8 protein-coding genes are annotated in these 11,849 nt (G+C 33.3%); 7 read left to right on the top strand and 1 reads right to left on the bottom strand.

Annotation, left to right across the window (positions count from 1 at the left end):
* Nucleotides 1–329: 329 nt before the first annotated feature.
* Nucleotides 330–1,046, bottom strand: coding sequence for a DUF4294 domain-containing protein (locus DG435_RS11520; RefSeq protein ID WP_369871959.1), 717 nt, complete (start codon nt 1,044–1,046; stop codon nt 330–332).
* A 109-nt stretch (nt 1,047–1,155) separates the two neighbouring features.
* Between DG435_RS11520 and DG435_RS11515 the strand changes: the two genes are divergently transcribed.
* The 7 genes from DG435_RS11515 to DG435_RS11485 all read left to right on the top strand — a co-directional run bounded on the left by DG435_RS11515 (nt 1,156) and on the right by DG435_RS11485 (nt 11,480).
* Nucleotides 1,156–2,244 carry a M42 family metallopeptidase gene (locus DG435_RS11515; protein ID WP_106793543.1) on the top strand — a complete coding sequence of 363 codons (1,089 nt, stop codon included), beginning with the start codon at nt 1,156–1,158 and terminating at the stop codon, nt 2,242–2,244.
* A gap of 348 nt (nt 2,245–2,592) precedes the next feature.
* The gene (locus DG435_RS11510) at nt 2,593–4,371 is read left to right on the top strand and encodes an ATP-dependent endonuclease (protein ID WP_106793542.1); all 1,779 of its coding nucleotides are present in this window, start codon (nt 2,593–2,595) and stop codon (nt 4,369–4,371) included.
* Nucleotides 4,372–4,618: 247 nt separating this feature from the next.
* Nucleotides 4,619–5,086 (top strand): hypothetical protein, encoded by a 468-nt coding sequence (locus DG435_RS11505; protein WP_106793541.1) that lies wholly within the window; start codon nt 4,619–4,621, stop codon nt 5,084–5,086.
* A 954-nt stretch (nt 5,087–6,040) separates the two neighbouring features.
* A complete protein-coding gene (locus tag DG435_RS11500) occupies nt 6,041–7,600 on the top strand; it encodes a T9SS type A sorting domain-containing protein (protein WP_106793540.1) in 1,560 nt (519 codons plus the stop codon).
* Nucleotides 7,601–7,605: 5 nt separating this feature from the next.
* Complete coding sequence (locus DG435_RS11495) at nt 7,606–9,972, top strand: hypothetical protein (protein ID WP_106793539.1); 2,367 nt, start codon at nt 7,606–7,608, stop codon at nt 9,970–9,972.
* Between the two features lie 16 nt (nt 9,973–9,988).
* Nucleotides 9,989–10,477 (top strand): hypothetical protein, encoded by a 489-nt coding sequence (locus DG435_RS11490; protein WP_106793538.1) that lies wholly within the window; start codon nt 9,989–9,991, stop codon nt 10,475–10,477.
* Nucleotides 10,478–10,994: 517 nt separating this feature from the next.
* Entirely contained in the window at nt 10,995–11,480 is a 486-nt protein-coding gene (locus DG435_RS11485) for a hypothetical protein (protein WP_106793537.1), read from the top strand.
* The last annotated feature ends 369 nt before the right edge of the window (nt 11,481–11,849 follow it).

The raw sequence follows: 11,849 nt of genomic DNA, 5'->3' as shown, positions 1-11,849 counted from the left end.
ATGCAAATATAAAAACCTTTTCCTTCCTAACAACATCTTTTGGTATATTTTTTTGCAGAAAATAAGAAACGTGCTGATTTTAAAAAAGATAGAAAGCGAAGATAAGAAATTTAATCAAAATAGAGATGGATTTTTCGTACTTTTTCCATGTTTCGATACCTGATGTATTGTTTTGTATTAGGGATGGAAGTGGCATCCTTTTGTTTATTCTATGTGGTTAAAAAAAAATACAATTATGATCTACATCTCTAAGAAAACTTCATTTCCTTACATAACAAAAGATATAACGTACAGCCCGGCCCCTTCTTTTTACGGGGAATACCCAAAAATTAATTTTTCGACGTAGTAGTTTTAGTCACATCAGACCATTTGTTTCTTAGGTCATAAAAACTAAAATCTAAAGCTGTTTTCTGTTCTTTTAAGATATTTGACTGAAAACTTCGCTGTAATATGTCCTCTATCCAATAATCTTCTTCTACATTTATAGGATCGTATATCTCTTTTAAAGAAATACTAAAAAGTTTAGCTGTATTGTTATACCAAAAGGCTCTCCATCCACTTCTATATTCTTTTACCAATTCGAACATTGTTTTGCCTGTTTGTCGATAAATCAATTTGACCAGTATTTGACCTTCTGTACGAGTAAGTTTTTTTAATTCTTTAGTAAACTCCTCTTCCATGTACTTCTGCAACATTTTTATATAGCGCTTCTTTTTTCTCTTGGAATCAATATTTTCTAATCGTTCATTAAGAGCTATTAACCTATCTGCAGCTAACTTCGCATAGGGATACACTTTTCTTGTCTTACGTCTCAGGATAAGATATCTTCTTCTCGCTAGCTTGTCTTTAAAATTTAATCTCCCCAAAATAATCACTTCATCGAGATCAATAGCTTCATGAGGAATTGTATCTCCTTCAATAATATAGTACTGCACATAACCCGTAGTATCTACCTTAGAGGTATCCACAGGTTTTTGATCTCTTTTTTGGGCATTAACCAAAGAAGTTAGCATTACCAAAAGAATATATGCCGAATGTTTTATCATAATAGATTATGAGACTTTCTAAAATTGTTCCAAAATTAACAATTAACCAATTGTAAACTGTAAAATGAATGTGAATATTGTTATTTTCGCAATAAAATGAAATAATACCATGGCAAAAAAGAGCATTCTAAATAAAAAGTCTCTGACTTTTCTTGAAAAATACCTAAATAATCCAGCTCCTACAGGATATGAATGGGAAGGGCAAAAAATCTGGATGAACTACTTAAAACCTTACGTAGATGAATTTATAACGGATACGTATGGCACTGCAGTTGGTGTAATTAATCCAAAAGCAAAATATAAGGTTGTCATCGAAGGGCATGCCGATGAGATTTCCTGGTATGTAAATTATATTACGGATAATGGGCTAATTTATGTGATTAGAAATGGAGGTAGCGATCACCAGATTGCAACTTCGAAACGGGTAAATATCCATACCAAAAAAGGTATTGTAAAAGGTGTTTTTGGATGGCCAGCTATTCACACTAGAAAAGGTGCAAAAGAACAAGCCCCTACTCTAGAAAACATATGTATTGATGTAGGGTGCAACACCAAAGAAGAAGTATTAAAACTTGGAGTACATGTGGGTTGTGTGATTACCTATCCTGATGAATTTTTTATTCTGAATAAAGATAAGTTTGTTTGTCGTGCTCTTGACAACCGAATGGGAGGTTTTATGATTGCTGAAGTAGCTCGTTTACTGAAAGAAAACAAAAAGAAATTACCTTTTGGTTTATACATCACTAATTCTGTACAGGAAGAAATTGGTCTTAGAGGTGCTGAGATGATCACACACACCATTAAACCCAATGTAGCTATCGTGACTGATGTTTGCCATGATACCACTACCCCAATGATCGAAAAGAAAACGCAGGGAGAAACCAAAATTGGTGATGGCCCGGTAATTTCTTATGCTCCTGCAATACAAAACAGATTAAGAGAAGTATTGATTGATACTGCAGAAAAGAAAAAGATTCCTTTTCAGCGTATGGCATCTAGCAGAGCGACAGGAACAGATACTGATGCATTTGCATACAGTAATGGTGGTGTTGCTTCTGCTCTAATTTCTTTACCGTTGCGTTATATGCACACTACTGTAGAAATGGTACACAGAAGTGATGTAGAAAATGTTATAGAATTGATTTACGAAAGTTTACTTTCTATAAATGCAGGAGAGTCTTTTAGTTATTTTGAATAGATTTTAATCTTACACTACTATATATCCCATTTGAGAAAACGAATGGGATTTTTTATTGCTTTTGGTTTATCCCAATCCACACCTCATACCTAAAACCTAAGACCTCAAACCTCTGTTGCATACGTAAAACTTTCTCCCCTACCCTGTGGTTTCCCGTAACCGTAATAAAAAAGGTAGTAGTAGTTTTAGGGGATTAAAATATAAGAAAGGTTGGCAAGTATTAGTTTTCATGATGAAATGAATGTTTGTTGATATGAATAAATTAGTATAAACGGGTGTATATATACAGGTGCATATATCATTGTTATGTGCCATTTGAAAAAACATTTGAAAAAACATCAGGACTAAATGAAAATATTTGATATTACAATCAAAAACTTTCGAGGAATAGCAGACCTTCAAAATCTGAAAGTCGGAGAAATAAATTCATTCGTTGGTAAAAACGATTCTGGAAAATCAAACATTTTAAAAGCTCTGAACACATTTTTTAACGAAAAGTTTGTTGCCAATGACGTTTTTAAAGGAATACAAGAAGGAGAAAAAACTGAAATAACTTTAAGGTTTACACCTAACGAAGAAATCAATGCTTTAGCCCTGGACTCTGATAGTAAAATTCAACTAAAGAAAACATTTGAATTTAATACTTCTGGAAAAGTAGTTAAAACATTAACTTATATCTGCAACGATTTGAACAGTGATGATTATTCAAATTGTTGGGGAATTAAAGAATCAGGAATTAACTCTTATTGTGCTGCATTAGAGTTAGACTATTCTCGCTCTGGTCGTGGTGTGACCAACCTATCAAAAATAGAATTAATAAACGATAATACTGCCGAATTAGGAAGAGTAGAAAAGGAACACGATGCATCTGATTTTCTCAAAAACCTAAAAAAGCAATACAGCTTTATTGAACTACCTGTTTATTCTTTGTTTGATGCAGAACAAGATTTAAATGTAAGTTCTACATCATTCCAAAGTCAATTTAAACCTATTGCAACCGAATCGTTAAGAAACAACGCTGTTCTGACAGACCAAATAGAAAACAATGTGCAAACAGATTTAGAAACCGAATTTTCTGCTATTACAACATTAATGCAAAAAAACGTTCCTGAACTTGAAAAAATCAATACTTCGCCTGTTTGTAATTGGGGAAACCTTGTGAAATTTGATTTGTCATTAAAGTTTAGTTCAGACAATTACGATATTCCAATTTCAAATAAAGGTACTGGCTTCAAAAGACTTTTGATGGTAGCTTACTTTGAATATCTCGCACAAAAAACAACTAAACAGCATCAAATTTTTGGAATTGAGGAACCAGAAACATTCTTACATCCCGAATTACAACAAGATTTATTGACTTCAATTATTGAACTTGCAGATGACAGTCAATTCTTTTTAACTACACATTCACCTGTATTTGCAGGCTCAACAAGAGATTCAAATATAGTAGTTGTCAAAAAAGAGAATGAATTATCTACATATTACAATTACGAAAATGAAGATGAAATATTAGATGTAGTAATACAAGAACTAGGTATTAGGCCAAATTACAATCTGCTGAACGATAACTATAGAAAAGCAGTATTTGTAGAAGGTAGCGGAGACGCTAAATTTTGGAAAATAGCATTTGAAAAGATTAATGGAGAACTGCCAACTGACATATTATTTATTCCTTGTGGTGGCGACCAAGTGGATTTTTTTGTCAATGCACATTTATGCAGGAAAATAAATAGACGATTTATTGTTGTTTTGGATTCTGACCGAGGAGCAGTTGATTATGATGCAAAATTAGCTAATAAAGCACAACTCATTGCCAAAGTAGAAGAATTAGGTGGAGAAGTTATGATTTTAAGAAAAAGAGAAATTGAAAATTACTACTCAAGAGATGCAATCCAAAGAATACTTGGAGATGATTATGCACTTCCTGAAGAATTTCAAATTACCGATTATTCTGACATTAAAGAAGAAATCAAAACACATATTCTTGAACCATCAACTATTAACTTTAAAGCAAAAAACAACTTTTCAGTGTTTGAAGAAATGACACAAGCGGAATGGATTGCTTCTTCCGTGGTGGTGGTAGAAACAAATGATTTACAGTTAGTAATAGACAAAGTGCTGGAATAAAAACGGCACATAATACCGTGTCCTAAAACATAGCTGGCAAGTGCTAAATTGGAAGGTCTGTGTTTATTTACAAAGGCCATCAAATTTTTAAATTTGGCTTTTAAAATAGAAAAGAGAAAACAAAATATAAAAATTCGGGTCTGTGTTAATCCGAAAAGTTAGAGTCTTTTTACACGCTACGTTTTATATAAGAAGACCGTTGGCAAACATATAAGAGAACTCAACAAAAATCGAATTTTAAGCAATTATGAATCAAATATTAATCCAATCAATAATTCCAATGCTTCTACTAATTCTTGGTGGAATTGGTTGGTTATATAAACACGAAAAAGAAAAACGATTACAAGTTGAAAAACAATTATCGGAAAGAAAATATGATGTCTATATTAGACTATTAACAGTTTTCTTTGACATTCTTAAACAAGTAAAAAAAGGACAAAATACAAATGCACAGAAGCTCATAGATAAAATGATTGATATTAAAAAAGAGCTTATTATATTTGGAAGTGATGGAGTTCTACAATCTTTCTTTTTTTGGGAAAAGGCAGCAGATACTAAAGAGAATCTTATGGCATTAGCTGATTTAGTAATTGAAGTTAGAAAAGATATGGGAAATGAGAAAACGAAAATAAAAACGTTAGATTTTCTAAAATCACTAGTGCAAACTGATGAAGATTTCGAAGCGTTAAAAGAACAAGGATATAAACTTGAATAAATACGTTTGCCAACACCGGTAACCGTTGCACAAGCCCATAATTTTAAAGAAAATAACCTCATATAAGACTCTCTTTCGAGGCTTTTTTTGTTCCTTGATTTATTGAAGAGAGATTTTCAAGGTCTTTATTTCGAAGTTAGAGAGACTTTGATGAAAGACAAAAAACGCTTAAAACCTCACCAACTCCGCCAACCAAACTTCTAACGCTTTTGAGATCTCTAAAAGTGAATAAATGGCCAGTATAATAACACCATATAAAATTACTTACTTGTACCCGCCAAGTTCTAACCGCATCTGTTACAAATGGGTACTAGCAAAGGAACTATCATACTATTTGTAAAAAGAGTGATTTTAAGATCCCAGCCTACGCTGGGATGACAAGTCGTGGCATGCTCTTCGACACTACCCATCGACTACGCTCAGGATACGGGAAATTTTAAATCTTATCCTCTGGGGGTTAATCCAATTGAATATGACGAACTTTATGATCAAGATTATGATGAATAAAAAGTTCATTTTTTTAAGAGTATTGTTTTTTTATGATGTTTCCCCAAACCATCATGCCCCTTTTACCATAACCTGCCAGTAATGAATACTTATTTATGCTTTCATTATATTTTTTTCACATAACATTAACAGTGCAAGAATTCCCAGTTCCGAAAAATGAAACTGGCATGCTTTACTATTGCATAGAGAATATCAATTTTAATAACCTAATACAATACCAACTTATGAAAATACAGAAGCACCAACTTCACTAAAATTAGAATCCAAAATTTATAGAAGTTTACAAAAGATTAGTATTCTAGACACTACACCAGCCTTTTAACTTCTCGATAAAAAAGAATAATGGGACTTGTCCCCTTACTTGACTATTGCCTGAATTGAACCTTACTATTCTGCATTGATACGCACGAATACTAGTCAATACATCACTAATTTAAATTAAAAAAAATGAACACATCATTTGTATGGGGCTTGCTATGCCTTGCCTTACTATCTGTGCATCAAAGTTATGCACAAGAACCAACAGGACTTACCTGCGCTCAAAAAGCAGAAGTTATCTTAAAATTTAAAAATGATTTTAAAAACTATCCGCCAGCATTGATCGATGAAATGATCGAATATATCACCCCTTGTGCCGAAGCCTCTTATGGCAGGACAAACCCATCATCGGCCTATGCCAAAGGGCTGCTTCATCTAAAAAAAGGAGATTATACTACTCTTTTTGGTAAGAGAACAGAACTTTCCTCTTTGCACATTTCTAGGGCAGCGTATTATCAATACCCCCCTGCCATGCTTACTCATGGGATTAATCTATTAACAGATGTATATAAGGAGAAATACCATATTCGTTATTCAACTATATCCAAGGACTTTGAGAAGTTACTAACTCTTGATCATAAAAAGGATATTGCCAACTATGTATTAGGATATCTTAATCTGAAAAATCTAGTGACGAAAGAGGATTTTACCAATACCACTTTAGTCAATAAAGCCAAAGCACATTTTGAGAACAGTAACCACCCTATGGCAAAGCACTGGCTGGCAATCATGCAGTATTATGGTTATGGTGTACCCAAAGACAAAGCAAAGGCACTACAGATGTTAACCGACAATGCTATTTTTAATAGTAAAACGTTAAAGCAACACTTACAAAACCAAAATAACGATTGGATACCGATCTCGGCAGAGGAACGTTTGGCAATTATAGAGAACTATGACACCAACTACAAACCTGTGACTGTTATCGGGAGTGGGAACACCATTTTTAAAGGGCATTTTATCGAGTTTGATTGGACTGCCGCTGGCGTAAAGCAGCGTATACCTGTTACCTTATCGATTGCCATACGAGAAGATCATGGTAGTTATAAAGATGTGAGGCTCGAACTTACTATGAATGGAGAAACAAAGATTCATGATAATAAGCTTAAAAAGATTAGCAGTACGAATGCATTTTATATGACCTTTAATCAATTGCAGCCACTTAAACTCCCACCGGTAAAAAATATATTACAAGACCACCCTGATAAAAATACACTTAGCTATGGTATTAGCGAATTGTTTTTTAAAGAAGAGACAATAAATGGTAAACAGGCATTAATAATAAAACCATCACGAACTACAGAAATTTTAGAATTAAACGAGAAAGTACATACTCCTATACGTATGGTTTTATATCCAGAAACCCCGGCACCTGCAACAGTCTCTATTGCAGATACGGCTCTAAAAGCAACAAGCCCTGTGTCACTCGATAAAAATTTTGCAACCATCTCACCCAACCCTATTGGTAATGAGTTTAACATCACCTACACACTAGATCAGGCCGCCGAGGTACAGGTAGCGATATATGATTTTTTTGGACAGCAAAGAATAAGCTTGCCCAGTCAAAAAAATACTACAAAAGGCACACAAACCATTACGGTTGATAGTGCTACACTGCCCAGTGGCACCTATGTGATACAAATGACCATAAACGGAGCTCCTTATTCTAAAACTGTTGTAAAACTATAAAACACATGAAAACTATATATAAATTATTGATACTCGGTATGGTATACTTAGTATCAAACACCACATATACACAGATTGTGCAATACTCAGACGATGGTACAAAAAGCTGTATTGATTGTGAAGAGAAAAATAGTAGTACTGAGAGAAGTTGTTTATGTTTAGTCCCTGTTGAACTCCGCATATTTAACAATGAAATAGCTGCTGTAAATACCGAAAAAGAAAAATGGTTATACGAGCAAGAACTTTTATTAGCTGCTGCAATTACTGGTATAAATTATTATGCGCAATATCATAGTCCAACTGGCTTGTCTCCTGATTATAATTTTCAGAATATCCAAAAGGAGTATATTAAAGAAGTAGAAACTAATCGTATGGCAGATGGCTATATTGGTAGAGCAAATGACTATTTGAAAAATAAATTTAATTTTGATGATACGAAGTTTGAAAGTTCTTCTCTTAATTATGCAGTATTAGATATAAGAAAAAGAACAGGTACAGGAACTAATATTCCTTATGGAGATCTGAAATATGAAGGACAGTATCTAAGAAACATGTCAGATGCTAGTATAAACAGTTTATTATATGAGCAGCATAACATAAGAAGTCGACAACGCTCTGCCCTATTAAACTTTGAGAAAAGCCAGAGCAAAATTAAAAGATATCATTTGGAAGGAAGAATATCAGAAGGCTTAGCAAATAGATATATTAATCATTATAATAGCTTAGGTTACGAAGATGCAATACGATTTATGACTCGATATATGGTATGGATTAATAATCAACATCTAAATGAGATTCCATACAAACCTTTTGGCAACCCTAACAACATTTTTGTTTTAGAAGATCATGACTATACACCGCAATTAGTAGAGACAGCAGATCTGGGACAACCCATGGAAAATTTTAATCCCACAGTGTTTAATGAAATCCCAGATGATGTTGGATTGTTTAATTATGCTGTGAATTCATTAGGTACTAGTGCAGCTTCTTTTTTAAAGAATTCAGTAAATCAAGGAGTGAAAAAGGCTACTAAAAGCTATTTAGAAAATCAACAGTATAATGCCAATGGGCTAAAATTAACTCAAGATATATTTAAATCATACGCTAACAATACGCCATTTCCACACAATCAATATGATTATAGTTTAGCTACTGGACAATTATTCTCTATCAATTTTCAAGATGAGCAAAATAAAAATAGATTATTCCACATGGAAAATCATAATTCTGGTAATTCGCGTCAATTTAATGGTTTAGGTAATTTGTTGTCTTCAATGGCACAATTGCCTGATAGAAATAAAGCGTATATAGGGAATTTTATGTTAGAGGTTTTAAAAGATAATGATCATGATATGTCCACAGCATTTACAGGGCAACAGGCATTCGATCTCTTTCATTTTAGAACGTATGAATATGCAAATCTTGGTCGATATACCTTAGGCGTAGATTTTAATGAGTTTAGAGGAACTATGTTGTGGGATAATAATATTCGTTTCCCTTCTTTTCTAGGAAATCCTATTGAGATCGATGCTATATTAGCACATGAAGCAAACGATCTACCACAATTTGAGCATTTGCTAAGAGTTCGTGATTTAGCAAAAGATCTACAACTTAATCAGGCACAAACAGATTGGTTGGTTGGGCATTCTTTAAACTTCAATGAAATAAATTCTTTTTCACTTAATAATAATTCTGAGGAAGCAAAAGAGTTTTTGAGGCAGGCTATTGACATTCTTATCGCACAACAATCTGTAACTACTTTAAATGAAGTTTTTGAATATTTAGTTAGCAGAAACGAAATCTTTTATGTGGATGTGGCAAATACCCCTAAAGTTAATCCTAAAAAAGAAACTAAATGTTTTGACATAACAATGCCAGCAAAAATAACTATTTTCGTAGAACAAAATATTGCAGGATCTAGAGAAATAACAGCAAACATTGGTCATACATTTATTGGTATCGAACAAGGGAATATCTCTCGTTACTTAGGCTTTTATCCAGACAATCCTCATGCAACTTTGTTTACAGATCAAGATGGAGAAATCCATGATAATAGTAAATCAAAATATCATGTTAGTATAAGTACTGAAGTAACATCAGATCAATTAAAAAGAATAATTAATGATATAAATAATTTTCCAGATACATATAGCTTAAACGATTATAATTGTTCAGATTTTGGTATTCAGATAGCAAGGAAAGCTGGACTTAACCTACCCCGAACAGTTGGTGAATATGGAGTCTTTCCTATCAAATTTAAAGGAAGAAACCCTGCCGATTTAGGTGAAGATATAAGAGCAATGAACTCTACTTCAACTATAACTATTGATAAAACAGGAGGTAATGCTCCGGAGAAGAAAGGAGATTGTTAACCACAAAAATTATATTATGAAAAAAAACAGTAAATTAAGATTTATTCTACCATTTTTTTTAGTCTGTAGCTTACTTTCTTATTGTCAGAATCAGAAAACAGAAAAACGTGAGTTTGTAAAATCATTCTTTGAAGATATTTTTATAAAGGAAGAACCTTTAGAGCAAATATCTAAAGAATACAGATATAAGGGTTCAAAGATTAAATCAGAAGATGAAGCTATAGAAATGTTTAAAAGTTATATAACCTATTTAAAAACCACAAAAAAACACCTACTCAAAAAAGGTGTCGCTTTTAAAATAGATCATTATAACGACTGTTCTATTAAAGATTTATGGATTTTTGAAAAAAAAGAAAGAAAAAACATTTTTGTTGTTAGCGTAGAGGGTGAAATAGTGACTTATGTTTTATTGAAAAAAAATAAGATTTTTTCATTTTTGTATTTCCGAAAAGGAAGCGAAAGTACAGCATACTTCATACCATATTATGCTAAACAAGAATTCTAAATTTATATTTAGTCTTTAATTCTAAATTAAAAGAATCTACGATCAAAAAACCGTCATATTTATGGCGGTTTTTCATGAAGAGATGTGAGGTGTTTTACCCGATAACCCCTGCTCCCAATAGTGCCTCGCTAGTGGCGATATGAGTGGGATAGAAATCAGATATAGAGCAAATTAAAAAGCTATACTATTGTAGTATAGCTTTTTATATTTTGTTACTATGAGTAGGAACTATATGTTTTATAATAAATCAGGTTTTGTAATGGCTATACTCAATATGAGGGAAACATGCCTGTTTTTGGTACTCATACCGAACCCTTCGAGAGTACTTCGACAGGCCTGTCCTGAGTTTACCGAAGGGCTCAGTATAACACCTCAGGATACGACATAGGCGCATAATCCTAACAAAATCAAAAAGATAGCTAAATCTTTCTTAAAAAAATCTCAGTCCCGAAAAATGAAACTGACATCCTATATTCTTGTGTCATAAAAATTTATTAACTATATAAATATATTAAGAATGGCATTAGAAAATCTAATTAGTGTAACATTTACAGAAGAGGAATTAAACAAATTAACCCAGGGGATAGACACCATAAAAGAGGTATTGTTGGGTAAAACAGTAAATCTTACCCCCGAGCAGCGAACACAGTATGGGCGAATCGCCAATCAAAACAAACTTATTGTAGACAAAGCCAAAAACTATATGGAGCAACATCCCACCTGGATTCCTAATTTTTTGGATAAAGAAGAGTTTAATCGTGATTACACCACTCGTAAACAGATAGAATCTCATGTGCAGCAGTTAGAATATCTGGCGCAACAATTAATAGACACCAAAACCTTACTAGATCATGATAACTACTCTAATGCATTAAGTTTTTATCGTATGATGCGGTATCTGGCTGGTGAAAACGAACCGGGTGCCAAGCCTGTATATGAGGATATGAAAGTGCTTTTTAAGAAAAACGGAGGGGCTGCTAAAGAAACCGATACAGAAGCATAACTCGAAGCGCTATCGAGGTGCTTATAAGGATCATCAAGATACATCAACGTATTAAAATCATAGTTCGAACTACCACATAGGGTAGCTCAAAGAGGTACCAAGGTACTTCGAAGGATTAAAAAGGTAGTTCGAACTACCTTTTTTTGGATCGCCACCTATCGATGTATCGCAAAAAACCCTTATGCTATCGCTTTTAGTCCGTAATCTATCGCTTCGAAAGGTGAATCTATGGCTTCGAAGCTCTATTGTATCCACTCGAAGCATTAAAGTATCGGCTCGAACTACCTTTTGATACATTTGACCCCATGTCGACAAGGGGTTACCCCCTTGTTGGGAACTCTTTGAGTACTCATTATACTATCGTTTTTA

Origin of the sequence: Aquimarina sp. Aq78 (assembly GCF_900299525.1) — a bacterium.
Taxonomy (GTDB): domain Bacteria; phylum Bacteroidota; class Bacteroidia; order Flavobacteriales; family Flavobacteriaceae; genus Aquimarina.
Note: the sequence above shows the minus strand (reverse complement) of the source record. Positions and strands in the feature narration are given on the sequence as shown.

Coding starts and splice junctions, on each gene's coding strand:
- DG435_RS11495 (WP_106793539.1), top strand. CDS start 7,606: ATGAAAACTATATATAAATTATTGATACTCGGTATGGTATACTTAGTA.
- DG435_RS11490 (WP_106793538.1), top strand. CDS start 9,989: ATGAAAAAAAACAGTAAATTAAGATTTATTCTACCATTTTTTTTAGTC.
- DG435_RS11500 (WP_106793540.1), top strand. CDS start 6,041: ATGAACACATCATTTGTATGGGGCTTGCTATGCCTTGCCTTACTATCT.
- DG435_RS11520 (WP_369871959.1), bottom strand. CDS start 1,046: ATGATAAAACATTCGGCATATATTCTTTTGGTAATGCTAACTTCTTTG.
- DG435_RS11515 (WP_106793543.1), top strand. CDS start 1,156: ATGGCAAAAAAGAGCATTCTAAATAAAAAGTCTCTGACTTTTCTTGAA.
- DG435_RS11505 (WP_106793541.1), top strand. CDS start 4,619: ATGAATCAAATATTAATCCAATCAATAATTCCAATGCTTCTACTAATT.
- DG435_RS11510 (WP_106793542.1), top strand. CDS start 2,593: ATGAAAATATTTGATATTACAATCAAAAACTTTCGAGGAATAGCAGAC.
- DG435_RS11485 (WP_106793537.1), top strand. CDS start 10,995: ATGGCATTAGAAAATCTAATTAGTGTAACATTTACAGAAGAGGAATTA.